General features: G+C 57.9%; 23 protein-coding genes and 1 pseudogene. 13 read left to right on the top strand and 11 right to left on the bottom strand.

Annotated elements, in window-relative coordinates; genetic code table 11:
* Positions 1-96 precede the first annotated feature (96 nt).
* The 4 genes from ACIOZM_RS09450 to ACIOZM_RS09435 form a co-directional block, all read right to left on the bottom strand.
* Positions 97-810 carry an ATPase gene (locus ACIOZM_RS09450; protein WP_401212488.1) on the bottom strand — a complete coding sequence of 238 codons (714 nt, stop codon included), beginning with the start codon at positions 808-810 and terminating at the stop codon, positions 97-99.
* A 229-nt stretch (positions 811-1,039) separates the two neighbouring features.
* Positions 1,040-1,441 (bottom strand): cupin domain-containing protein, encoded by a 402-nt coding sequence (locus tag ACIOZM_RS09445; RefSeq protein ID WP_401212485.1) that lies wholly within the window; start codon positions 1,439-1,441, stop codon positions 1,040-1,042.
* Positions 1,442-1,632: 191 nt separating this feature from the next.
* Positions 1,633-1,926, bottom strand: a complete 294-nt coding sequence (locus tag ACIOZM_RS09440) for an antibiotic biosynthesis monooxygenase family protein (RefSeq protein WP_401212482.1) — start codon at positions 1,924-1,926, stop codon at positions 1,633-1,635.
* 122 nt (positions 1,927-2,048) lie between these two features.
* On the bottom strand, positions 2,049-3,482 hold the full coding sequence (locus ACIOZM_RS09435; RefSeq protein ID WP_401212480.1) for a PLP-dependent aminotransferase family protein: 1,434 nt from the start codon (positions 3,480-3,482) through the stop codon (positions 2,049-2,051).
* A 291-nt stretch (positions 3,483-3,773) separates the two neighbouring features.
* Between ACIOZM_RS09435 and ACIOZM_RS09430 the strand changes: the two genes are divergently transcribed.
* Positions 3,774-4,214 (top strand): carboxymuconolactone decarboxylase family protein, encoded by a 441-nt coding sequence (locus ACIOZM_RS09430; RefSeq protein ID WP_401212477.1) that lies wholly within the window; start codon positions 3,774-3,776, stop codon positions 4,212-4,214.
* Positions 4,215-4,394: 180 nt separating this feature from the next.
* Here the strand turns inward: ACIOZM_RS09430 and ACIOZM_RS09425 are convergent, their stop codons facing one another.
* Positions 4,395-4,739, bottom strand: coding sequence for a hypothetical protein (locus ACIOZM_RS09425; protein WP_401212474.1), 345 nt, complete (start codon positions 4,737-4,739; stop codon positions 4,395-4,397).
* 249 nt (positions 4,740-4,988) lie between these two features.
* On the opposite strand from ACIOZM_RS09425, the gene ACIOZM_RS09420 reads away from it, so the two are divergent.
* The 3 genes from ACIOZM_RS09420 to ACIOZM_RS09410 are packed head-to-tail and all read left to right on the top strand — an operon-like array spanning position 4,989 to position 7,131.
* Positions 4,989-5,612 carry an STN domain-containing protein gene (locus ACIOZM_RS09420; protein ID WP_401212471.1) on the top strand — a complete coding sequence of 208 codons (624 nt, stop codon included), beginning with the start codon at positions 4,989-4,991 and terminating at the stop codon, positions 5,610-5,612.
* Positions 5,609-6,154, top strand: coding sequence for a sigma-70 family RNA polymerase sigma factor (locus ACIOZM_RS09415; RefSeq protein ID WP_401212468.1), 546 nt, complete (start codon positions 5,609-5,611; stop codon positions 6,152-6,154). The genes ACIOZM_RS09420 and ACIOZM_RS09415 overlap by 4 nt, the downstream gene beginning before the upstream one ends.
* A gap of 38 nt (positions 6,155-6,192) precedes the next feature.
* Complete coding sequence (locus ACIOZM_RS09410) at positions 6,193-7,131, top strand: FecR family protein (protein WP_401212465.1); 939 nt, start codon at positions 6,193-6,195, stop codon at positions 7,129-7,131.
* Between the two features lie 1,079 nt (positions 7,132-8,210).
* Here the strand turns inward: ACIOZM_RS09410 and ACIOZM_RS09405 are convergent.
* A complete protein-coding gene (locus tag ACIOZM_RS09405) occupies positions 8,211-8,819 on the bottom strand; it encodes a prepilin-type N-terminal cleavage/methylation domain-containing protein (RefSeq protein WP_401212462.1) in 609 nt (202 codons plus the stop codon).
* A complete protein-coding gene (locus ACIOZM_RS09400; RefSeq protein ID WP_401212459.1) occupies positions 8,816-9,268 on the bottom strand; it encodes a GspH/FimT family pseudopilin in 453 nt (150 codons plus the stop codon). The genes ACIOZM_RS09405 and ACIOZM_RS09400 overlap by 4 nt, the downstream gene beginning before the upstream one ends.
* 119 nt (positions 9,269-9,387) lie before the next feature.
* On the opposite strand from ACIOZM_RS09400, the gene ACIOZM_RS09395 reads away from it, so the two are divergent.
* The 3 genes from ACIOZM_RS09395 to ACIOZM_RS09385 all read left to right on the top strand — a co-directional run bounded on the left by ACIOZM_RS09395 (position 9,388) and on the right by ACIOZM_RS09385 (position 11,807).
* Complete coding sequence (locus tag ACIOZM_RS09395) at positions 9,388-9,819, top strand: type II secretion system protein N (RefSeq protein ID WP_401212456.1); 432 nt, start codon at positions 9,388-9,390, stop codon at positions 9,817-9,819.
* Between the two features lie 217 nt (positions 9,820-10,036).
* A complete protein-coding gene (locus ACIOZM_RS09390) occupies positions 10,037-10,825 on the top strand; it encodes a DNA polymerase beta superfamily protein (protein ID WP_401212453.1) in 789 nt (262 codons plus the stop codon).
* 709 nt (positions 10,826-11,534) lie between these two features.
* Positions 11,535-11,807, top strand: coding sequence for a hypothetical protein (locus tag ACIOZM_RS09385; RefSeq protein ID WP_401212450.1), 273 nt, complete (start codon positions 11,535-11,537; stop codon positions 11,805-11,807).
* A gap of 121 nt (positions 11,808-11,928) precedes the next feature.
* Here the strand turns inward: ACIOZM_RS09385 and ACIOZM_RS09380 are convergent.
* The 3 genes and pseudogenes from ACIOZM_RS09380 to ACIOZM_RS09370 all read right to left on the bottom strand — a co-directional run bounded on the left by ACIOZM_RS09380 (position 11,929) and on the right by ACIOZM_RS09370 (position 14,038).
* Positions 11,929-12,548: pseudogene (locus tag ACIOZM_RS09380) on the bottom strand (tyrosine-type recombinase/integrase).
* A gap of 141 nt (positions 12,549-12,689) precedes the next feature.
* On the bottom strand, positions 12,690-13,415 hold the full coding sequence (locus tag ACIOZM_RS09375; protein WP_401212447.1) for a leucine-rich repeat domain-containing protein: 726 nt from the start codon (positions 13,413-13,415) through the stop codon (positions 12,690-12,692).
* Between the two features lie 209 nt (positions 13,416-13,624).
* A complete protein-coding gene (locus ACIOZM_RS09370; protein WP_401212444.1) occupies positions 13,625-14,038 on the bottom strand; it encodes a hypothetical protein in 414 nt (137 codons plus the stop codon).
* Positions 14,039-14,767: 729 nt separating this feature from the next.
* On the opposite strand from ACIOZM_RS09370, the gene ACIOZM_RS09365 reads away from it, so the two are divergent.
* Positions 14,768-15,127, top strand: coding sequence for a DUF6124 family protein (locus ACIOZM_RS09365; protein ID WP_401212441.1), 360 nt, complete (start codon positions 14,768-14,770; stop codon positions 15,125-15,127).
* A 181-nt stretch (positions 15,128-15,308) separates the two neighbouring features.
* On the opposite strand, the gene gspI is transcribed toward ACIOZM_RS09365, so the two are convergent.
* Positions 15,309-15,680, bottom strand: a complete 372-nt coding sequence (gspI, locus tag ACIOZM_RS09360) for a type II secretion system minor pseudopilin GspI (RefSeq protein ID WP_401212438.1) — start codon at positions 15,678-15,680, stop codon at positions 15,309-15,311.
* Positions 15,681-15,827: 147 nt separating this feature from the next.
* Here gspI and gspG point away from each other — a divergent pair, with 147 nt between their 5' ends.
* The 5 genes from gspG to gspD are packed head-to-tail and all read left to right on the top strand — an operon-like array spanning position 15,828 to position 21,341.
* Positions 15,828-16,286: a type II secretion system major pseudopilin GspG gene (gene gspG / locus ACIOZM_RS09355; protein WP_401212435.1), complete on the top strand. Its 459-nt coding sequence runs from the start codon at positions 15,828-15,830 to the stop codon at positions 16,284-16,286.
* 7 nt (positions 16,287-16,293) lie between these two features.
* Positions 16,294-17,259: a type II secretion system minor pseudopilin GspK gene (gene gspK, locus ACIOZM_RS09350; RefSeq protein ID WP_401212432.1), complete on the top strand. Its 966-nt coding sequence runs from the start codon at positions 16,294-16,296 to the stop codon at positions 17,257-17,259.
* Entirely contained in the window at positions 17,256-18,437 is a 1,182-nt protein-coding gene (gspL, locus tag ACIOZM_RS09345; RefSeq protein ID WP_401212429.1) for a type II secretion system protein GspL, read from the top strand. Before gspK ends, gspL begins: the two co-directional genes overlap by 4 nt.
* Positions 18,430-18,978, top strand: a complete 549-nt coding sequence (gene gspM, locus ACIOZM_RS09340; RefSeq protein WP_401212426.1) for a type II secretion system protein GspM — start codon at positions 18,430-18,432, stop codon at positions 18,976-18,978. Before gspL ends, gspM begins: the two co-directional genes overlap by 8 nt.
* Positions 18,975-21,341, top strand: coding sequence for a type II secretion system secretin GspD (gene gspD / locus ACIOZM_RS09335; protein WP_401212423.1), 2,367 nt, complete (start codon positions 18,975-18,977; stop codon positions 21,339-21,341). The genes gspM and gspD overlap by 4 nt, the downstream gene beginning before the upstream one ends.
* Positions 21,342-21,848: the final 507 nt, after the last annotated feature.

The following is a 21,848-nucleotide window of genomic DNA, read 5'->3' as shown; positions in this document are numbered from 1 at the left end:
TGATCTGGCCCTATCGCTGGCAAGCCAGCTCCCACAGTTTTTGTGGTGTTCGCAATACCTGTGGGAGCTGGCTTGCCAGCGATGAGGCCCTGGCTATCAATACACCTTAGACTGTTGATTAGCATCAAGCATCGACACTTTAGTTGACGATCTGGTCAATAAATTACTGAGCGACTGGTCAAACTTTTGCAGTGCCCTAACTTGCACATCTTCCTGCTGATTGATATCCGAAACAATCTCTTCCGAACGCTTGAAATCCGCCCAGACTGGCGTCAATTCTTTCGCATCCGAACCTTTGGCTGTCCCGATATAGTTAAACTTCGCATCATAAAAATCCGCGCTCACATCCGCCTTGATGTCGGAACTGCGCGAGGTCATCAACTGACTGTGGGTATCGACAATCGCCACCACATCCGGGTGTGCCGCACTCATGCTCTGCATGTCCGGATACACCGTGACCGAGCCGAACTGACGTTGTAGCGAGGCCTTGACCCAATCCACCGCCATGTCCGGTTTGGAGGTGGCGACATAGGCGTCGTGGATCGGCTGCACCAGCAAGCTCTGGCCGAAACCGGTGCCGGCGTTGGCTTGATAGTCGCGCAGGTATTCACGATTGGTCTCGGTGCTCGGGCTGTAGACGATGCCCAACGATACGCCCGGACCGCTTTTAACCTGAGCGGCGCTGCTGCGTCCGACCGGTTGGGTGAAGAGGCTGTCGAGTGACGACACCGCTTTTGGCGCGGTGGGTACTGAACAGGCCGACAAGGCTAAAACCGATAACGCCAACGTACTGGCTAACGCAAGTTTCATGGTGTCTCTCCTGCGAATTAACTTCAATCGGAAAGTCGGAGTTGCCGCTTATGGTCGGCAGTAAATTCAGACTAAACCCGCGAAGCAGTTAGCAAGCTGACAATTTGTCGAGTTATAACCCGCGCCATAGTTTTATTTGCTGTAACCGAAGTTTGTTAATTGCGCCGGGAAATAAAAAGGCGCAAATCATCGATTTACGCCTTTTTATTTATGGCTGGTTAAACAGTCATCAGTTTTTCAGGGGGATCAACACTTGCTCGTCCGGTGACAGCACCATGAACACCAGCAACTTGGCAGGTTTGGTCTGACTGGCATTTTTCGACACCAAGTGCTCGGAGCCCGCTGGCTCGTACCAGAACTGGCCTTTCTTGTAGGTGATCGCCTGTTCGCCTTTGACCTGAGAGATGACTTCGCCTTCGAGCACATAGGCCATGGCGGTGCCGTCGTGTTTATGCGCGATGGAGGACTGGCCCGGTTTGTAATCAACTTCGATCATCATGGCTTTTTTGCCCGGCACGTTTTTCAGCGCCTGATCCTGCAGGACTGTGACCTTCTCCGAAGGATCGTGGGCGAAGGCCGAGGCGCATACGGTCAGGGCGAGGGCAGCGGTGAGGGCGTGCAGGACTTTCATGGTGGTCACCTGAGGAATGGGGGATGTCGGTGACCACAGTAGTCCGCGAGGCGGGGCATTCAAACGGCCAATATTCTGGAAGATCAGGTGACCAATCAAGGGGAACACAAAGCAAAAGATCGCAGCCTTCGGCAGCTCCTACATCGATCCCTGTAGGAGCTGCCGAAGGCTGCGATCTTTTGATCTTGCGTTCAAACAATCGGGAAGCTGTTGAAATCCACGCTATTGGCCAGTCGGCTATCAATCAGGTCGATAAAACCCTGCGCCTCGGGCCGGGAGAAGTGCGCCTGCATTGCCGCTTCCGACTGCCAGTGCGCGCTCACCGTCCAGCGGTGGCTGTCCTCGGGGCAGCGGTCGACCATATAGGAGTCGCAGCCTGGCATCTCGCGCAGGGTTTCGACGATCTTCTGCAACTGCTTGCCGAGTTCATCCGAACGGCCGGCGGCAGCCTGCACCTGTACGGTGTTGATCACTTCGTTGGACATTGCTCACACTCCTGAATCAGGCCGGACGAATCCTGCTCACTGAGGGATAACGCCTGTGCAGAATAGGCCTGCACCCCGCGATCACCAATAACCAATCAGCGGTTAGTTGGTTAGACCAATGCTCAGGTGACCTGCTGCAGAATGTCGCGCAAACGGTCCAGCGCGATGTCGATGTCCAGCGTCTCGATTGCGCCGAAACCGAAGTACAAACCGCTTTTCGCCGGTTGCTGGTAATAGAAGCCACCGATCTCATACAGCCCGACCTCGACCTTTTTCGCCAGTTCGATCACCAGCGGCAGGTCAATCGGTACCTTGCACAGCACCGCCATGTGGAAACCGGCGGCGGACGGCACAGCGTCAAGCCACGGCGACAGGTCAGTGGCCATGCGCGCCAGAATCCGCTCGCGGCGCTGGGCGTAGATCGCGTGGCAGCGGCGGATGTGTTTGAGCAGACAACCTTCGGCAATGAACTTGGCCAGCGCCCATTGCGGCAGAGTCGAGGCGTGCAGGTCGGTGAGTTGCTTGGCACGGATCACCGCTTCGAGAATCGCTGGCGGCAGGATCGCGTAGCCCAGACGCAGCTCGGGCAACAGGGTTTTCGAGAAGGTGCCGACGTAGGCGACGATGCCGCGCTGGTCGAGACTGTGCAGCGAATCGGTCGGACGGCCCTCGTAGCGGAATTCGCTGTCGTAGTCATCCTCAATGATGATCGCGCCCAACTCGTGAGCGCGGGCCAGCAAGGCTTCGCGGCGCGCCTGACTCATCGGCATGCCCAGCGGAAACTGGTGCGACGGCGTCACGTAAATCAGCCGCGTGCCCTCGGGAATGTGCTCGACCTGAATCCCCTCGGCATCCACCGGAATCCCGACCACCGTTGCGCCATGGGTGCCGAACAACAGCCGCGCCGGCGGATAGCCCGGGTCTTCCATGGCCACCAGACTGCCGGGACGGATCAGCACGCGAGTGATCAGGTCCAGCGCCTGTTGCGCGCCGTTGCATACCACGATGTCTTCGTCCTGACAGTTGATTCCACGGGAAAACGCGATGTGCCGGGCAATCGCATTGCGCAACGCCGGCAAGCCTTCGGGCACGCTGTAGAAACCCTTGGATGCCGCCATCTGCCGCATCGCGTGCGAAACACAGCGCCGCCAGTCATCGTGCGGAAACTGTCCCTTGCTGGTGGCGCCGCCGATGAAGTCATAACGCAACGAGCCTTGCAGCGTCGGGTGCCGCAGGAACACCGGCAGGCTGCGCCAGCTCTCGATCACCTCGGCACTGGCCAGTTCCGAATGCGATTGTTTGCGCTGGGTCTGCGCCGGACGCGCATTGACGTAGGTGCCTTTGCCGATCACTCCGGTGAGGAAGTTTTCGTAGGTCAGTTGCGCGTAGGTATCGGAGATGGTCTTGCGCGAGATGCCCAGTTGTTCGGCGAGCAAACGGCTCGGCGGCAACTGGGTGCCGGCGCTCAGGCGCCCGGATTCGATGGCGCCACGCAGTTGTTGGTACAACTGACCGGCGAGATCCTTGCGGCCGTTGATCACGACATGAAGTTCCATACCGACGCGGCGCTCCGGGGGCAGTTGAAGTGTCAGCCAGATTACTCCCGTTTGGTTGTGGGGCAGTAGTTGCGCAGTACAAAAACCAAAAATTGGCGCAATCCCCTGTAGGAGCTGCCGAAGGCTGCGATCTTTTGATTTTGCTTTTTAAAAGACAAGGTCAAAAGATCGCGGCCTTCGGCAGCTCCTACAGGGGGGAATGGTGTGCAGGTTTTTCGTGGAATTGGGGCTGTAATGCGCCGCTGTCGGCGTTTACGGTGAACTCATTATTCCGCCTCCCGAGAACCGCCCATGTCCCCGCGCCTGGATTACTACAGCGCATCGCCCAAAGCCATGAAAGCGATGATCGCCATGGAGGCGTTGACCAGCAACCTGAGCATCGAGGCGCCGTTGCTGCAACTGATCAAAATCCGCGCCTCGCAACTCAACGGCTGCGCGTTCTGCACCGACATGCATTCGGTGGATGCGCGGCGGGCCGGGGAGAGTGATCGGCGGCTTTATGCGATTGTAGTCTGGCGCGACAGCGGCTTCTTCAACCCACGCGAACGCGCGGCGCTGGCGTGGGCGGAGGCGGTGACGTTGTTGTCCGAAAGCCATGTCCCGGACGATGTTTATCAGCAGGCCCGCGAGCAATTCAACGAAGGCGAACTGGTCGACCTGACCATGGCCGTGACCACCATCAACAGCTGGAATCGCCTGGCAGTGAGCTTCCGCCAAACCCCAAGCGACTGAAGTTCACACCATCCCTGTGGTGAGGGGATTTATCCCCGTTGGGTTGCGAAGCAGCCCCAAACCCAACAACTCGGTACATCAGCCATACCCTGTGCACCGGGCTTACGACTGCTGCGCAGCCGAACGGGGATAAATTCCCTCGCCACGGGTGTGTGAGTTCCATCCCTACAGCTGGGTGAGTCATTTATTGATGAGTGGAGCGGTTCCCGTGTTGGCTGGTGGGCGCTGTGGTTTTACCGAGGTGCCGAAGGTATTGCCCATTCGCGTGCTGGTCGCGGCGGGTGTCGCCAGGCCTACCTGATTGGGCGGACGTTTGTTCACCGGCACATTCAGCGCTTCCTGATTCTTCTGCTCGGCGGCTGCGCCTTGCGGGTTGTTGCCCATCTGCTGGCTCAGGCAGTCGTAATTCGGCGCCTTGTAACCGCCGACAGTCACTTCCACGCAACCCAGCGGTTCTTCAGCGTAAGCGGCCGTGAGCGTGCTCAGCAGCAGCCCGCCAAGGGCGATTTTCCACAGTGATTTCATACAGGCCTCCTGGCCGGCCCGAGTGGGCCGCTCTATTGATTGAGTCTAGTGCAAGCCTTGCGCAATTCCCGTGATGGTTTTTTTGCACCGCCCGTCACACCAGATTCATAAACAGCCATCAGGATGACGGTTTTCAGGGGTACGTCAGTCGTGCATCGAGGCAGAGCCAAGGACGGTATTCAGCGTTCAGCGAGTCTTGTGCGCCAGGGGTGCCTGGGGCTTCTGCTTGTTTTGGTCGCGCGCAATGCCATGGCTGATGCCGTGCCGTCGCAGTTGCGCATGACGTTGCACATCCCGGCGCAGGAACTGTCGGCAGCGCTGGATCAGTTCAGCCGCGCCACCGGCATGGCGGTGTTGGTCGACAGTCAGTTGAGTCGCGGCCGTCGCTCGTTGGCGGTGGACGGCGAATACACCGCCGGACAGGCCTTGCGTCATTTGCTCGGCGGCAGCGGCCTGATGGCCAAGTATGCCCGCGACGATGCGTTCACCTTGCAGGTGGCGCAGGTCGAGGACGTGCCCACGCCGATGGAAAAACCGACCGCTGCCAGCATCGCGGTCAGTCGAAATTACGCGACGGCGGTGCAGACGGCGATTGAACGCAATCTGTGCCGTTCGCCGCTGACCCGTCCGGGCAGTTATCGGGCGGTGTTGCAGGTTTGGGTCGGGCGCGATGGCGTGGTGCAGCACAACCGTTTGGTCACCTCGACCGGCGACGTGCGGCGTGACGCGGCGCTGGTGGACAGTTTTCGCAATCTTCGAATCGACCGGCCGACGCCCAGTGCCTTGCGTCAGCCGGTCACGTTGCTGTTGTTACCGGAATCGTCAGGGAAACGCATGGAATGCAATCAGTGGGAAGGAGTTTCCGGGGGATGAAAGACACCGGACCGGGTTCGATGGTCAATCTGTTCCTGACGTCCTACGAGGACTTTCGGGTGCGCCTGCGTCGCCGTCTCGGCTCGGAGGATCTGGCCAACGACGTGCTGCACGAAACCTACCTGCGGGTCGACCGCATGGAGACGCCGCCGAACATCGCGCGGCCGAATGCCTACCTCTATCGCATGGCGCTGAACATCGCTGCCGACCGGCGTCAGGCCGATGCACGTCTGCTCACCGGCACTGAAGTCGAAGAGCTGTTGCAGATCGGCGACGAGGCCCTCGACCCGGCGCGGGTAGTTGGCGGGCAGAAGGAAATTCAGTCATTGCTCAGTGCCCTTTACGAGTTGCCGGCGCGCCGTCGCAGGATCTTTATCGCGGCGCGGCTGGAGGAGGCGCCGCATCTGGAAATCTCGCAACGCTTCGGCATTTCCACGCGCATGGTCGAGAAAGAAATCAAAGCCGCGCTGGGGCATTGCGCCGCCCGGCTGGAAAGAAAAGTGTTTCAGCGGTTCGGTCGCGGCGCCGGAAAACCGTCTTGAGAAAAGAAGCCCGATTAATTCGCTGAGAATCTGCGCGTTTGAACATCTTTCGACTGACACCTGCCGAGCCAACGGCTGCCGAGCGTCTGCAAAGCGAAGCCCGTGATTGGTTGATTTTGCTGACCTCTGGACGTGCCACGGTCGCCGACGCCCGGGCGCTACGCCAATGGTGCGCGCAAAGCCCCGAGCACGCGCACGCGTTTGAGGAATGCAAAGCCTTGTGGCATCTGCTGCAACCGGCCGCTGAGGGTTTGCAGGCGCCGCGCAGGTTTGGGCGTCGGGCGTTTCTCGGTGGGGCGATTGCGGCGTCGGCAGCGTTTTTGCTGGTGCGCGGGACGATTCCGGGTGGCTTTGAAGGGCTTGGCGCCGATTACATCACCGAGGTCGGGCAGCAGCGGCGCGTCGAGCCGGCGGAGGGTGTGAGCCTGGAGCTGAACACGCAGACCCGGATCAATCAGCATTCGGCAGATGACGGTGTGCAGGGTTTTGAATTGCTCAGTGGTGAAGTTGAGGTGCAGACCGCGCGGATTCCGCTGGCGATGCAGGCTGGCAGTGGTTGGCTGCGGGCGAGTCAGGCGCGGTTCAATCTGCGCAATACCGATCAGCAGGTTTGTGTGACGTGTCTGGATGGTTCGGTTGATGTGAGTGTTGATGGCCGTAGTCTGCGTCTGGAGGCGGGGCAGCAATTGACTTATGACGCGCGGCAGATTGGCAGTGTGCAGAGTGTTGATACGGCGGCGGTGATGAATTGGCGGCAGCAGGTGTTGGTGTTTAACGGCGCGACGTTGAGTCAGATGATTGATGAGATTAATCGGTATCGGCCGGGGATGTTGTTGTTGCTCAATCGTGAGTTGGGTCAGCGGCGGGTACAGGCTCGGTTTAGTCTCGACCAACTTGCTGGCGTCGCACTGTTGATCCGCGATGCCTACGGTGTCAAATGCACCGAGTTGCCTGGCGGGGTAGTCGTTCTCAGCTAATCCCCCGTTGGAGCTGCGGCACGCTGCGATCTTTTGATCTTTTGATCTTTTGATCTTGGGCATTTTGGCGTTTTGGCGGATTTTGGGGGGCTTATCCGTTGCTGCGGTAATGGCGGCTTAGGGTTCCGCCCTGACGGCGGGTCACCTTTTCCAAACGCCGAAAAGGTAACCCAAAAGGCTTTGTCCTGACGTTCGGCCCGCTCGCTGGGGCTCGGGGTTCCTTCGCTCCGGGATTCATCCGGGGGCATCGCCTACGGTTTGCTTCGCTGCACCTCCTCTCGATGCATTTGGCTACGCCAAACGGCGCTGCGCGCCCACCCCCGGATAAATCCCTCCACTCAGCCTGCCGACGGACCTTCAGATCAAAAGCTGCAGCCGAGCTAACGCTCATCCTGTTGAGTGGTGGTGGAGCAAAGCGGAACGTGGCGGCCTGATAGCCGACCAATCCACAACTGCCTATCCCCAATCCAACTGTAGGAGCTGCGGCACGCTGCGATCTTTTGATCCTGGCGTTTTGGCTGATTTTGGGGGGCTTATCCGTTGCTGCTGTAACGACTGCTTAGGGTTCCGCCCTGACGGCGGGTCACCTTTTCCAAACGCCGAAAAAGGTAACCCAAAAGGCTTTGTCCTGACGTTCGGCCCGCTCGCTGGGGCTCGGGGTTCCTTCGCTCCGGGTTTCATCCGGGGGCATCGCCTACGGTTTGCTGCGCTGCACCTCCTCTCGATGCATTTGGCTCCGCCAAACGGCGCTACGCGCCAACCCCCGGATAAATCCCTCCACTCAGCCTGCCGACGGACCTTCAGATCAAAAGCTGCAGCCGAGCTAACGCTCATCCTGTTGAGTGGTGGTGGAGCGAAGCGGAACGTGGCGGCCTGACAGCCGACCAATCCCTACCTGAATCTACACAATCCAACTGTGGGAGCCAGCCTGCTGGCGATAGCGCCCACCAGCCAACCAATCTCTAACAGCCTGCCCCCAATCCAAATGTAGGAGCTGCGGCACGCTGCGATCTTTTGATCTTGCATTTAAAAGACCAAAACATCGCACCCTCCGGCAACTCCCACGCAGAACAGTAAAATCAGTTCAACGGCCCAACCACCTGCCGATATTTCTCCACCACCTGCGCCGTCTGCCGCGTCAGGCGAATCTCCAGCCCCAACGGGTCTTCCCGCCGATTACCACTCAACTGCCGCCAGCCCTTATCCACTTCCCAAACCCGCACCTGCACATCACTCACATCATTCAGCACCGCAACCCCACCAGTCGGCGCTGGCAACGGATAACGACTACGCGCCGCAGCAACCGCACGATACAAAGTGTCGCCCTTGACCCACCACCGCACCCGCTGCAAAGCCCCAGGCTGATCCGCAGCACTACGAATAATGTCCAAACGAAACCCCTTGCTGTCACTACTACGCACAGTAAGCGCAGGCGGGGCACTAGGAGCCTCATCATCAACCCCAACCTTCTTCGGCTCACTCAACTCAACCCCCGCCCGCATATCAACATCGCGCTGCAACTGATTCAGCGTCCGCAACAAGCTGTCACTCTGCTCGCCGCTAGCCTGCAAATGACTGTCAGCCCGAGTCACGCTGTCCAGCCCGCGCCAGGCAATCAGACTCACCACCGCCATCAACAAAATCGCGACCATCACCTCAATCAGCGTAAACCCTTGTTGGTTCTTCATTGCACACTGATCCGGCCAGTGGCATCACGCAGCACGCTTAGACGATTGAGCCCATCGGACAAGGTCAGTTGCAACGGCGGGTTGATCCACTCGGCGTTCAACACGACTTTCTGTTTCGGTTCCACCCGCACATCGATTTTCGGACTCTGCCAAGTGCGCGGACGCAATTGCCCGTCATCGCTGAAATGCTCGAAACCCTTGCCGCTGTCACTGCGACGGCTGAACCGAAAACCCTTGGCATCACTCAGCCAGACAATCGGCCGACCATCCGCCCGCGCTTCGGCCTGCGCCACTTGCAGCAGTTGCGCCACGCGGTCGGCGTCCTTGCGCAGCAACTGCAACGGATCGGGCTTGATACTCAGGCTGATCGCCGCACTGGCGATGCCGATAATCACCAACACCACCATCAGCTCAATCAGGGTGAAGCCGTGTTGCTTGTCCACGTTCATCGGATGCGCGCTCCTTTGCGTCCTGCTCATGCTGCACGGCGAACATGTAAGGCGTGTGAAATAAAACCGTGAGAATTGCCGTGTAGGCTGCAAACAGGGATAAAAAGGAGATTCAACCCATGAGATTCACCGCACGCTTTTCCCCACCGCAAATGATTCAAGCCGCAGCAATGCTCGCGGCGCTGGCCGGCGTGGCGACGTGGTCATCGCTGCTGCTGACGTCCGCCGAATCGCATACCCCGGCAGCCGCCCCGCAATTGCTCGCGGCACGCAGTGACAGCCCGGCGTTGCAGTGGTTTTCCAATCAGACGGCGCCGGTGGATATCAAGGTGAGCGGGGTGATGGCGGGGAGTCGGGGGGCGGTGGCGATACTGAGTTTTAACGATGGGCCGCCGAGGAGCTTTTTGCAGGGGGAGCGGGTTAGTCCGGGGGTGAAGTTGTTGTCGGTGGAGGGGGATGGGGTGGTGATTGAGCAGGGTGGGGAACAGCGGCGGTTGGTGCTGGATAAGTTGCCGGAGGGGCCGGTGTTGCCTAGGCTAATGAGGCCTTGATTTGAAGGGTTGAAGTCGGTTGTTTTTGCGGTTTAGTCAGATACCGGTTCAAGTGCTTCTGCAAAAGAAGAGAGCGGGCAGAAAACGGTATTCGTGGTTACTCTTGGCCCGAAGCGGATGTTCGCAATCGACCGCTAACGGCCAAAAGCGATCACTGGACAGGTCACCTCCAAATGGGTAGCGTCTAATCGAAATATCATCTAATTAGAGTTGGCTCATGGTTTCTATAGCTATCCAGGAAGAGGTTAGAGGTCGTCTACGTCGTGCTGAGGACGAGCATGAAGTGAAAGTGCTTTTAGCTGTGGAGTCAGGCAGCCGCGCATGGGGATTTGCCTCTCCCAACAGCGACTACGACGCACGCTTCATCTACGCAAATAAACCTGAGTGGTATCTTTCTGTTGGCCTTGAGGAGCAACGTGACGTCATTGAGTATCCGATCATTGACGACATGGATATCAATGGATGGGATCTACGAAAAGCACTCAGGCTATTCTGGAAGTCCAATCCTGGATTTGTGGAGTGGGTGCAGTCGACTATCATTTACGAGCATTCTGGATCATTTCATGAGAGGGCAAAGGAGTTATTGCCACAGGTGTATTCGGTAGAAAGTGGCATCTACCATTATCGCAGCATGGCCAAAACCAACTACAGGGGATATTTGCAGGCATCCCAGGTACCACTAAAAAAATACTTTTACGTCCTGCGCCCATTACTATCCGTGCGGTGGTTGGAGCAGTTTGGTACACCCGCCCCCATCGAGTTTGACAAGCTTCGCTCTGTCATCGAAAAAGAGTCCGGGTTTCAGCGGGCCATTGATGATTTGCTGGCGATCAAGCGCTCGTCTCCGGAGATGGGATTGTCGCCTCAGATCATCCCCATCCAACAATTTATTGATCGTGAGCTTAATCGACTTGAAACCATCACGCCGATCCGCAGCGAACGTAAGGAAGTTGAGCCATTACTTTCCGAGCTGTTTCGCTCTGTGCTGAAAGAAACTTGGGGGTGAAGTGCGTTATCTGAACGATGTGGAGTGGCCGTGCACATCTGGCTACCGACTCGCCCGACTATGCCAGCCTTCATACTCTAACAACATTCGCTTTGATCTCGCTTCTGCTGTGTCAACGATGTCTGCTCCTGGTCATTTTCCACCCCTCACCACGGGCAGAAAACGGCCGGAAGCAGTCACTCGAACGAGGTTTTTACCTGACCGTTAGGAGGCATTAAAGACAGCTATGACACTTTCCAAAGGCGACTTCATAAAACTAACCCACGTCGATTCTACGAAGGCTGTGTATGTTGATTGGATAAATGCTCGTGATGCGGCGCCTGGGGATATCGCAGTCGTCAAAGAAACTTTTAGTACGGAGTCCGGACTCATCATCCGTCTACTGTGCGAGCCCCGGTCGGCCTTTCAAGAATGGTGCACCACATTTTATGAAGCCGATTTGACCTACGAACTGTTGCTCGTAAAACCAATTCACGATGACTAAGCTTGAAAGTCCGCTTCGGGTTATGGATTCCTGCCTCTCGCGAAAGGCAGGATTCGGCCAAAAGCGGTCGCCCAACTGCTTCACCCTCGCTTAAGGACCAGCCAAGTGATATACCGCGCTTGGGTCTAATGCATGACACAAACAGGCAATCTCAAGATGCGATTCTCAATTTATAGCGGATTGGTTTTGGTGGGCTACTCGGCGCTCGATTACGGAGATCCCCCGATGGGCGTTGCTTTCGGCCAATTCGAACCTGCCGATGGGTACGCAGCTATCCAGAACCAGTGCTCCACGAACCGTCACGACCAGACCGTTCTGGATCTTTCTGTTCAAACCGAAGCGGGTCTGGTCATTCCATGTGCGGGTCTGGCTATCTTGCATTACTCCGAAGAGCTCGCGCCACCGTGCATCGAAGTGAACATTTTCGGCATTCCACATCCGCTCTATGGCGAGCTGTTTCCTCAGCACGTCACCCTGTATGAGCGTCAATTCAGCTAATCGGAATGTCCCGCCGATGTCCGCTTCGGATTGTGGACTCAACCGGCCATTAGCTGTCCTTCACGAAGGGCAGCTTTGGGTCGAATAGCGACGGTCTAGCATCGACCGTCACTATGGATGATCAGACTTCAGTCTGTTCCGCCATTTCCAGGGCATCATCGACCTCGATGCCCAAGTATCTGACGGTGCTTTCAAGCTTCGTATGACCAAGCAAGAGTTGGACAGCTCTCAGGCTTTTCGTTCTGCGATAGATCAGCGATGCCTTGGTTCTCCGTAGCATGTGAGTACCGTGCATGGTTGGGTCAAGTCCAATGGCGGTCACCCAAGCTTTCACTATTCGAGCGTATTGTCTGGTCGATAGGTGTTCTGAGTCGTGTAGCCGGGTTGGAAACAAGAAGTCCTCACTTCTAAGGTGGGCCCGACGCATCCAAGCCTCTAGAACCGTTCGGGTTTGCTCAGTGATTTCAAATTGCACTGGATGCTGGGTTTTCTGCTGCATCACGATGGCCCGTGACGACACATGTTCTCCATGGGCTATATCTCGCACTTGCAGCTTGGTTAAGTCACAGGCACGCAGTTTGCTGTCGATAGCCAAGTAAAGAGTGCCAAATCCCGTGTCTTCTCCGCGAGCTAGAGTCTGACCCGAATGGCCCAGATATCTCTGATTCGAAGTGGCGCTTTCTGCCCGACGATCTTTCCCTTGTTCCAAGGCTGATGGCTGTGTGCGGCATTAGTGCTCATGGCTGATCCTCCAGGTTGAGGGAGGATAAGAGTGGATCAGTCACAGTGAGTGAGGGGCGCAACCCGACCCAAAGCAGACGGTGCTGTCTAAATAAAGAAAAGTCAGAAATGGGCACCAAAAGCGTCTAAAAAATCAAGTTGCTATGCGTCGATCATCATTTGTTCGAACTGATGGGTGAGTTTTTCAAACCGTGGTGCATCACAGGTAGGGCAAAGAATAGGCATCTTCCTTCCCGTAAACATGGACTTCAGGCTACTGCACTTCACACAACGCAGATGTGTTTTTACGTATGCCGCCAAAGGTTCTACAAGCTGCTCGTTTAACCGACTTGCGAGAAAAGCGACCTGAGTTCGATCAAACTGATTTGTCAGGCTCAAATGACGAAGGTGCGTACAGCGAGCGAGACTAGTGATATCGTCGACCTCGAACGTCGCATTCGCCAGCGAAAACTTGGTGAGCTTGGAAATACGTGACACAGGTTCGATTGAGTTAAGGCGTATAGGTGATGAGCCTCCACCCAAGTTGCCGGACAGACGCAGTTCGGCCAGTTCGCTTAGCTCCTCAATTCCTTCGAGTCGACGCAGCTTTGGGAAGTCTTCAACTGCCAGATGCGTCAGGTCTCTCAGCTTGAAAACAGGTTCCAGCGCTTCAATTTTTGTCGACCATTCCAACTTCAATCGCCGCGTATTAGTTAACTTATCGATCCCCTCAAGTGACGGTAGTTTGAGGTTGTAGAGGCGTAGTTCGATTGCTGTACATCTAGATAGCACCGTCGGCCATATTTGTGCTGAAACATTCCGAAGATCAAGTTTATCTCCTTCAGAAAGTTGTTGTTCGGGGAACTGGCGATCTAGGCATAAGATCATGTTTCACCTCCTACGCAAGTGCTCCGTGAAGCGAGAGGGTAGGCCGTTGAGGCACCGTGGAAGCTGAGCCTAACGACTGATACCTAGGCTGTCCAGCGACCGCTTTCGGCCGAAAGCCGCCCCCACGGATCCCTGTCGGCCGAAAGTGGACGGTTGCAAACAGCCTTTTTCGACCCAATGCTGACGTCGAACACCAGAGTTTGTGCCGTTTAAAAATCGATTTTGCACCGTGCTTCAGCGGCCTGTATTCGTAATGTAAGACCAGACTCGAAGCGCATGACAAGGTGATGATCTGGTTGGATGTTATCTGTCAGGTAAAAGGCCTGTGTCTCTGCGTTGGACTCCACGGCTCCGATCGAATTAATAACACTATCGTCGCTATCGATAGGGTAATCATCCCGCCCATTTGATGAAAAGTAAGCGACCTCATGAAAGCTGATAGTAATCTTGAGTGCTTCTTCGGGCGGCACCCAGGCTTCAGTCCGTCGAGTAAAGATAAGTACAGCCGACCTATCCACAATGTCGTAATTAATGGTGCTGGCTTGGTAGAAGTTATGAAGATCATACGCACGGTTTTTAATCTCAACCTCAATATGCCCGAATTCGAAACCATGAAATTGCATGGGAAAGCTCTAATGATCTACCGATAGGCGTGTATCGTACTGCATCGTCGCGATGACTGCTTTTGGCCGAAAGCTGCTGCTCGAGACTGGTTTTTTTTCAGTTCCAGTCGTTGGAAATGATAGAGCATCCAATAGGTAGTTATCGTTAGGTCTATTGCATAGCAGGCTGCATTCGTTGGTTGCTCGCCTAGGAGCTTGATCCAACGACGGATTCACCGCCAACTCTCCTACCTCATCACTGCTTAATCCCAGGCATGGTCTTGAGGTAGGCGTGCTACAGAGTCGCGGGTATCTCGCTAATGCAAGCGAGCAATTCGCTTGCGTCTGAGGACAGGGGGGGGATCTATTTAAGGCAGAGACGACGGTACGAGGTCTCGATAAACACCAACGTTTAAAAATACATCTCCAGACACTCTCTCAGGCTACATATCCTTGCGCCTTTGCCTACAGCTACGCCAGAATCCGCTGGCTTGTGCGCCCTTGGGGTAGGTTCTATCGTGGTCTGGTCGCTGACAAATCAGCGATCGGGTTTCGCAGCCCGGATCAATCAAGGCGCACAGCGCTCCAAATCGTTGTCACTTTTGGCAATGGTGCTTTATGGCGGCTGTGCGCGGGATACCTTCGGGTATGCCGGGTTCCTTGATTCCCGGTCTGCGAACCCGCGTACAGCTGCCACCTACTTCGTTTCGCAGCGAACCGTGGCGGCGCCATTAATCAAGGAGTCTCAATATGATCAAACCAACACCCAACCCACCCGAAATCGACTCGTTCTCCCCCTACGAATCCATCGATTCCAGAAAACTCCACGATGCCGCCGAGCGCGCGCTCGACCATTACCTCTGTCCGCCCGGTTCCACGCCGCCGCCACGTAAAACCCGCGGGATGTATGCCGTCACCGCAGACACCAAAAACGAAGAATTGCTGGCCGATGCCAGCGAAACACTCGCTTCGGCCAAAACCATCGCTCAGGACGTTGCCAGCCTGTTACCCCCGGCGCAGCGTCGGGCGTTGTTGGGGATTGCGCAGTTGATCATGCTCGGGGAGTTGGCGGTGAATCGGGCGCTGGATAATTTGCAATTGCCGGGTTGATGGCCGTGTCGGGATCACCTGGTGATTGATTGGGTGTCCGTTCTGACGTATTCGCGGGCAAGCCCGCTCCCACAGGTTTCAGGTTGTTCACAGATATTGTGTCGGGCGCTGAAACTTGTGGGGGGTGGGTTGGCAGCGATGCTAAAGGTCAAGGTCAAAAGATCGCAGCCTTCAACAGCTCCTACAGTTGGCGGCTTAGTAGGGTTTCTAGTCTGGCCAGTGGCGGGGCGTCCTGGTTGCGGTCGAATACTTGGATGCCAATCTTGAGCAGTCCACTTGGGCCGTTGGCAATGACTTGCTCGCAGCGCAACAACAACCGCCCCTGATCACATTCCTGCGCTTTCATGCCCATCGGCAATTTCCCCTCCAGCCGCAACTCGGCCATACGACTTTGCGCCGCCAACAACGCAATCGAGCGATCCCGCAAAACTCCGCTGCTCTGCGTCATCAGCCCCGACGCGCGCACGGCCGCCGACATCGCTACGGCGATGATCGTCAACGCCACCAGCACTTCAATCAGGGTGAATCCGGCTTCACGGGCGGGCGTTCGCATCAGGTTCTCGGGGGATCGGAAAGCCTTCGACGCTAACGCCCGCGCTTGACCGCTTGACGACTGAAACACCCGAGGATTTTCAACATCCCTGACATATCTTCTTGCAACACTGCGCGTCGAATCGAATCAAGCCAAGGGAATGTCTAGATGGATATCGCACCGTGCAAACAGCTCAATCACCCGCCGCGTGTGCCCCGTGGGCAGCAGGGTTTTACCCTGATCGAGATCATGGTGGTGGTGGTGATTCTGGGGATTCTTGCGGCGATGGTGGTGCCGAAAGTGCTCGACCGGCCGGATCAGGCGCGGGCCACGGCGGCCAAACAGGACATCGGTGGTTTGATGCAGGCCTTGAAGCTGTATCGCCTCGATCACGGCACATATCCGAGCATGACGCAGGGTTTGAAAGTGCTGGTCGAGCGCCCGGCGGATGCGAAGAACAGCAACTGGCGTTCGTATCTGGAGCGTCTGCCGAATGATCCGTGGGGTCGTCCTTATCAATACCTGAACCCCGGCGCCAACGGCGAAGTGGACATCTTTTCCCTCGGTGCCGACGGTCAGCCTGATGGCGACGGTGTGAATGCCGATATCGGTTCGTGGCAACTGTAAGGTCGCCATGAACAGCCATTCGCCCATGCCGGCGAACCAACAGGGGATGGCGATCATCAGTGCCTTGCTGATTGCTGCGGTGGTGGCGGTGATCGCTGCCGGCATGCTGACTCGCCAGAGCATTTCGACTCGAAGTCTTGAGGCCGAGCAGTTGCGGGTGCAGGGCCGCTGGGTGTTGCACGGCGGTCTGGAACTCAGTCGTCAGTTGCTGTGGGACGGGCGTCAGCGTGATCCGTTGACCCGGCTCGATCAGCCTTGGGCGCAGCGCTTGAATGCGCAGGGTTTTGATGGGCGGCTGGAGGATGAACAGGGCAAGTTCAACCTGCGCAATCTGGTGGCCAACGAGCGTATTGATGAGGCGCAGGTGCAGGCGTTTCGGCGTTTGTGCGAGTTGATCGGGGTCAGCGGCGGGTTGAGTCAGCGCATCAGTCAGCGGGTCATTGCTTCGTATCCGTACCTGTTGAATCCGCAAATTGCGGACAAGACGTCGCACAAAAACTCGTTCGACAGTGGCCGTTCCACCTCGCCAGATGCTGAGCGAAAGCCGCAGAAGCCGAGCTTGCCGATGCTGCGCAGCCTCGATGATTTGCGCAGCGTCGATGGCGTCAGTGATGCGCTGATCGCAAAAATGGCGCCGTACCTGACGGTGATTCCGGCAACCACCTGGCTCAACGGCAACACCGCCAGCGCTCCGGTGCTGGCGGCTTATGTGCCGGGCTTGTCGCTGGAGCGCGCCACGGCGCTGATCGCCGAACGCGATGCCGGGCGCTGGTTTATCAATCGTGGTGACTTCGTCAACCGCTTGCGGCTGCCGCAACTGGAGATGGCCAGCATCAAAGTCGGCATCACCAGTGACTGGTTTCGTCTGCGTGGCGAGGCTCGGCGCGAGCAGCGGCGGGTCAATCTCGATGCGTTGTTGCATCGCAGCGAGGACCGTTTGCCGCAAGTGATCTGGTCGCGGGTGGGCGTATGAGCCAGTTGCGCGTGAGTCTGCCGCCGCTGGCGCAATTGAGCCTCGACAGCGAAGTGAGCTGTGCCTGGCTGGATCGTCAGGGACCGGTCAGCCGTGAGCAGAATCTGACGTTGGTGCAGTTGGGGCAGATGCCAAAGCCGCCAGCGCTGATCTGCTTTTTGCATCCGCTCGACAGTCTGTTGGCGAGCATCGATTTGCCGCCATTGCCGGCGAACAAAATCGCAGCGGCAGTGCAATGCGCGGCGCAGGCGTTGATGCTCGGCGACAGCGCTGACATGCACATCGCTCATAGCCCGCGTGACGAGGCGGGGCGGGTGCAGATTGCCTGGGTGTCTCGCGAGCGCTTGCAGGATCTCGGTCAGTCGTTGCGCCAGAGTGGCCTGACGCTGCGTGGTCTGTACCCGGCGCCGTATAGCTTGCCGGTGCTGCCCGGGACGGTTGCCTGTTTGCATGACGGTCACCTGTTGCTGCGTGAAAGTCTGCAAGCGGCGCGGGTGCAGCCGCTGTATGACGATGGCGTGGGTGATTGGCAAATGGAGCCCGGGACGGTGCTGCACTGGATCGGCGCTACGCCTCCGCCGGATGCGGAATTGCCGATGAGCGCCGAGCAACGTTGGACCGGTCCGCTGCCGGGGTGGGGGTTGCACGGTGCGGTTCAGCAGCCGGGCAGCGAGCATCGCGGTTGGGGCAGGGCGCTGGGTTGCTGCGCATTGGCGCTGGCGGTGTGGGTGCTTGGTCTGAACCTGTACGCCGCCCGCGAAGCGAGTCAGGGCCAGCAACTCAAGGCGCAAATGAATCAGCGCGTAAAACAGGCGTTTCCTGAATTGCCGGTGGTGCTCAATCCGTTGCAACAGGCTCGCCAGCAGTTGGCGGCGCGCCAGCAAGGTGCGGCGGATGATCCCGGTCAACGCTTCAACCGCATGGTGTTGCAGGCCGGCAGCGGCATGCCGTTCATGGCCGGCAGCGTGCAGCGTCTGGTGTTTGCCGACGGCACGTTGCAGTTGAGTCTGCTGGCCGAGGCTCGACGCGGCAGTAATGACAAGGACAAGGATTGGCAAAACAGCCTGAATCAGGCCGGCATCAGTGTCACCGCCGATGACGAAGGCTGGACGTTGCGTCCGGCCGGCGAAGTCAGCGCCAACGAAAGCGAAGACAACAGCGAGGCAGAGGATGAATAAGGCATCGCTGGCGATTTACCGTGCCCGCTGGCAACGCACCAGCGGCCAGTTGCAGGCACGTTGGCAGGCACTGGCGCTACGGGAAAAACGCATGGTCGGCGGCATGGCGTTGCTGCTGGGTGGCGTGCTGGTTTGGGTGGCGTTGATCCAACCACCGCTGAAAAAAATCGCCTTGTGGCAGGTCGAGACGCCAAAGCTGCGGGCTCAGGCCGAAGCCCTCGAAGTGCTGTTGCGCGAGGTCAGCGTGCGCCCGAATGGCCAAAGTGTTCAGCAGTCGCTTGAGCAAACCTTGCAGGCCAGCGGTCTGGCCGGGCATTACCAGTTACAGGCCGCAGACGCTGGTGCATGGCAGTTGAGTGTCGACGCGGCGCCTGCCGACGCGGTGCTCGACTGGCTGCTCAGCAGTCCGGGGCAATTTTCACTGCAAGTGATTGAAGCCCGTTTGCAACGCGTAGACGAGGGCAACACCGATGTCACCGCCGGCACTCTGTCGGGCACCGTTCGCATGGATCAGGCGCTGGGCGCTAAGGAAGCTTCATGAAGGGGTCACGATCCAAACCGGCACGCATGGCACTGCCGATGCTGCTGATGGCGTTGAGCGCGTGTAGCAACAACAGCACACCGCAGAACCAGCCGCCGTTGCTGGTCGACAGCGAACTCGGCCGACCGTTGGCCAGCACCCAGCGCAGCGGCGACGCGGTGCTCGACCGCGAGCGGGCGCAGGCCCAGGCGCGACCTGCGCCAAAGCAACTGCACAACATCAGCGAGCGTGGACGCAGCGGCGGCACCGCACGCGGGACGACGTTGCCGAGTAATCCGCTGGGCGAGCAACCGGTGACGCTGAATTTCGTCGAGGCTGACATTCAAGCGGTGGTGCGCGCGCTGTCGCGTTCCACCGGGCAACAGTTTCTGGTCGATCCACGGGTCAAAGGCAATCTGACGCTGGTTTCCGAAGGTCAGGTGCCGGCGCGTCAGGCTTACGACATGTTGTTGGCGGCGTTGCGCATGCAGGGTTTCAGCGTGGTTGATGTCGGCGGTGTTGCGCAGGTGGTGCCGGAGGCTGATGCAAAACTGCTCGGCGGGCCGATTTACAGCGCCGACAAACCGGCCGGTAACGGCATGCTCACCCGCACCTTTCGCCTGCAATACGAGAACGCGGTCAACCTGATCCCGGTGTTGCGCCCGATTGTTTCGCCGAACAACCCGATCAATGCCTACCCCGGCAACAACACCATCGTCATCACCGATTACGCGGAAAACCTGACCCGCATTGCGCAACTGATTCAGGGCATCGACACACCGAGCGCTATCGATACTGACGTGGTGCAGATCCAGAACGGCATTGCCGCCGACATCGCGCCGATGGTTGCGGAGTTGCTTGATGCACCGGGCAATGATCCGACGCAGAAAATCGCAGTGATCGGTGATCCGCGCTCCAACAGCATCATCATCCGTGCCGGCAGCCCCGAACGTACAGAGCTGGCGCGCAATCTGATCTACAAGCTCGACAACGCGCAGAGCAATCCAAGCAACCTGCACGTGGTGTATCTGCGCAACGCGCAAGCGGCAAAACTGGCCCAGGCGCTGCGTGGATTACTGACTGGTGAAAGCGACAGCGGCACCAGCGACAGTGCGCGCTCGGTGCTTAGTGCGATGGGCAGCAGCGGCAATAATGGCGGTTCGAGTAACCAGAGCGGCACGCAAACCAGCGGCAACACATCGACCACTTCGAGCAATGGCAGCACGGGCGGAAGCTACGCGCAGGGCAGCACTTCGACCAGCAGCGCCGGCAGTCAGGCCAGCGAGCAGAACGTGGCGTTCAGCGCGGGCGGGGTGACGATTCAGGCTGATGCGACCACCAACACCTTGCTGATTTCCGCACCGGACCCGTTGTATCGCAACCTGCGTGAAGTGATTGATCTGCTTGATCAGCGCCGTGCTCAAGTGGTGATTGAGAGTTTGATCGTCGAAGTCGGCGAGGACGATGCCAGCGAGTTTGGTGTGCAGTGGCAGACCGGTAATCTTGGCGGCAAAGGCGTGATCGGCGGCGCGAATCTGGGTGGTTCGGGGCTTAATCTCAACGGCAAAACCAGCCTCGATGTGCTGCCGCAGGGGTTGAACCTCGGTTACGTCAACGGCACCGTCGATATCCCTGGCATCGGCAAGATTCTCGACTTGAAAGTGCTGGCGCGGGCCTTGAAAAGCAAGGGCGGCACCAACGTGTTGTCGACGCCAAATCTGCTGACCCTTGATAACGAGGCGGCGAGTATTTTTGTCGGCCAGACCATTCCGTTTGTCAGCGGCAGTTACGTCACTGGCGGTGGAGGCACCAGCAATAACCCGTTCCAGACTGTGACCCGTGAAGAGGTGGGTTTGAAGCTCAATGTCCGCCCGCAGATTTCCGAGGGCGGTACGGTCAAGCTCGACATCTATCAGGAAGTCAGCAGCATCGACGAGCGCGCATCGAACAGTGCGACGGCTGCAGGCATCGTCACCAACAAACGTGCAATCGACACCAGTATTTTGTTGGACGACGGGCAGATCATGGTACTTGGCGGGTTGCTGCAGGATGGCTATAGCCAGAGCAATGACGCGGTGCCGTGGCTGGGAAGTCTTCCGGGGATCGGCGCAATGTTTCGTAATGAGCGTCGGGCGATCACCAAGACCAATCTGATGGTGTTCCTGCGCCCATACATCATTCGCGACAGCGAAGCGGGGCGCAGCATCACCCTCAACCGCTACGACTTCATGCGCCGCGCCCAGGGTGGTTTGCAACCGGAGCGCAGCTGGGCGATGCCGGACATGCAGGCACCGCAGTTGCCCAATGCGGCGCAGGGCGTGCCAGCATCAGGGCCGCGAGCCACCATCAAAGCCGTACCGATCCAGCCAGGCTCGCCGCTATGAAATACACCCCTGTGGTCGAAAGTTTCCCTGTGGCGAGGGGATTTATCCCCGTTCGGCTGCGCAGCAGTCGTAACCCCAGCGCACGCGGTGTATCAGGAATATTCGGGTCGCAGGTTTTGGGGCTGCTTCGCAACCCAACGGGGATAAATCCCCTCACCACAGGAAATCTCAGTGTCGCAGAAAGCCTCTGTGCCACAGGAAATCTCAGTGTCACAGAAAACTACAGTGCCACAGGTAGCCTCAGGGCCACAGAAAACCTCGGGGCCACAGGAAATTGCACTCAATTGGCGAGGGCGACTTCATGGACTCTCTGACAAACAGTCTCCTTGTGGCGAGGGGATTTATCCCCGTTCGGCTGCGCAGCAGTCGTAACCCCAGCGCACGCGGTGTATCAGGAATATTCGGGTCGCAGGTTCTGGGGCTGCTTCGCAACCCAACGGGGATAAATCCCCTCACCACAGGGAATCTCAGTGTCACAGAAAGCCTCAGTGCCACAGGTCGCCTCAG

The sequence above is a fragment of the Pseudomonas sp. NPDC087346 genome, assembly GCF_044744235.1.
Taxonomy (GTDB): Bacteria; Pseudomonadota; Gammaproteobacteria; order Pseudomonadales; family Pseudomonadaceae; genus Aquipseudomonas.
Note: the sequence above shows the minus strand (reverse complement) of the source record. Positions and strands in the feature narration are given on the sequence as shown.

Excerpts from the sequence above, each read along its gene's own strand:
- ACIOZM_RS09390 (WP_401212453.1), top strand. The coding sequence starts at position 10,037 with ATGGTTTCTATAGCTATCCAGGAAGAGGTTAGAGGTCGTCTACGTCGT.
- gspI (WP_401212438.1), bottom strand. The coding sequence starts at position 15,680 with ATGCGAACGCCCGCCCGTGAAGCCGGATTCACCCTGATTGAAGTGCTG.
- gspD (WP_401212423.1), top strand. The coding sequence starts at position 18,975 with ATGAAGGGGTCACGATCCAAACCGGCACGCATGGCACTGCCGATGCTG.
- ACIOZM_RS09440 (WP_401212482.1), bottom strand. The coding sequence starts at position 1,926 with ATGTCCAACGAAGTGATCAACACCGTACAGGTGCAGGCTGCCGCCGGC.
- ACIOZM_RS09420 (WP_401212471.1), top strand. The coding sequence starts at position 4,989 with ATGGCTGATGCCGTGCCGTCGCAGTTGCGCATGACGTTGCACATCCCG.
- ACIOZM_RS09375 (WP_401212447.1), bottom strand. The coding sequence starts at position 13,415 with ATGATCTTATGCCTAGATCGCCAGTTCCCCGAACAACAACTTTCTGAA.
- ACIOZM_RS09365 (WP_401212441.1), top strand. The coding sequence starts at position 14,768 with ATGATCAAACCAACACCCAACCCACCCGAAATCGACTCGTTCTCCCCC.
- ACIOZM_RS09385 (WP_401212450.1), top strand. The coding sequence starts at position 11,535 with ATGGGCGTTGCTTTCGGCCAATTCGAACCTGCCGATGGGTACGCAGCT.
- ACIOZM_RS09400 (WP_401212459.1), bottom strand. The coding sequence starts at position 9,268 with ATGAACGTGGACAAGCAACACGGCTTCACCCTGATTGAGCTGATGGTG.
- gspK (WP_401212432.1), top strand. The coding sequence starts at position 16,294 with ATGAACAGCCATTCGCCCATGCCGGCGAACCAACAGGGGATGGCGATC.
- ACIOZM_RS09405 (WP_401212462.1), bottom strand. The coding sequence starts at position 8,819 with ATGAAGAACCAACAAGGGTTTACGCTGATTGAGGTGATGGTCGCGATT.
- ACIOZM_RS09395 (WP_401212456.1), top strand. The coding sequence starts at position 9,388 with ATGAGATTCACCGCACGCTTTTCCCCACCGCAAATGATTCAAGCCGCA.
- ACIOZM_RS09370 (WP_401212444.1), bottom strand. The coding sequence starts at position 14,038 with ATGCAATTTCATGGTTTCGAATTCGGGCATATTGAGGTTGAGATTAAA.
- ACIOZM_RS09415 (WP_401212468.1), top strand. The coding sequence starts at position 5,609 with ATGAAAGACACCGGACCGGGTTCGATGGTCAATCTGTTCCTGACGTCC.
- ACIOZM_RS09430 (WP_401212477.1), top strand. The coding sequence starts at position 3,774 with ATGTCCCCGCGCCTGGATTACTACAGCGCATCGCCCAAAGCCATGAAA.
- ACIOZM_RS09435 (WP_401212480.1), bottom strand. The coding sequence starts at position 3,482 with ATGGAACTTCATGTCGTGATCAACGGCCGCAAGGATCTCGCCGGTCAG.
- gspG (WP_401212435.1), top strand. The coding sequence starts at position 15,828 with ATGGATATCGCACCGTGCAAACAGCTCAATCACCCGCCGCGTGTGCCC.
- ACIOZM_RS09450 (WP_401212488.1), bottom strand. The coding sequence starts at position 810 with ATGAAACTTGCGTTAGCCAGTACGTTGGCGTTATCGGTTTTAGCCTTG.
- ACIOZM_RS09445 (WP_401212485.1), bottom strand. The coding sequence starts at position 1,441 with ATGAAAGTCCTGCACGCCCTCACCGCTGCCCTCGCCCTGACCGTATGC.
- gspL (WP_401212429.1), top strand. The coding sequence starts at position 17,256 with ATGAGCCAGTTGCGCGTGAGTCTGCCGCCGCTGGCGCAATTGAGCCTC.
- ACIOZM_RS09425 (WP_401212474.1), bottom strand. The coding sequence starts at position 4,739 with ATGAAATCACTGTGGAAAATCGCCCTTGGCGGGCTGCTGCTGAGCACG.
- gspM (WP_401212426.1), top strand. The coding sequence starts at position 18,430 with ATGAATAAGGCATCGCTGGCGATTTACCGTGCCCGCTGGCAACGCACC.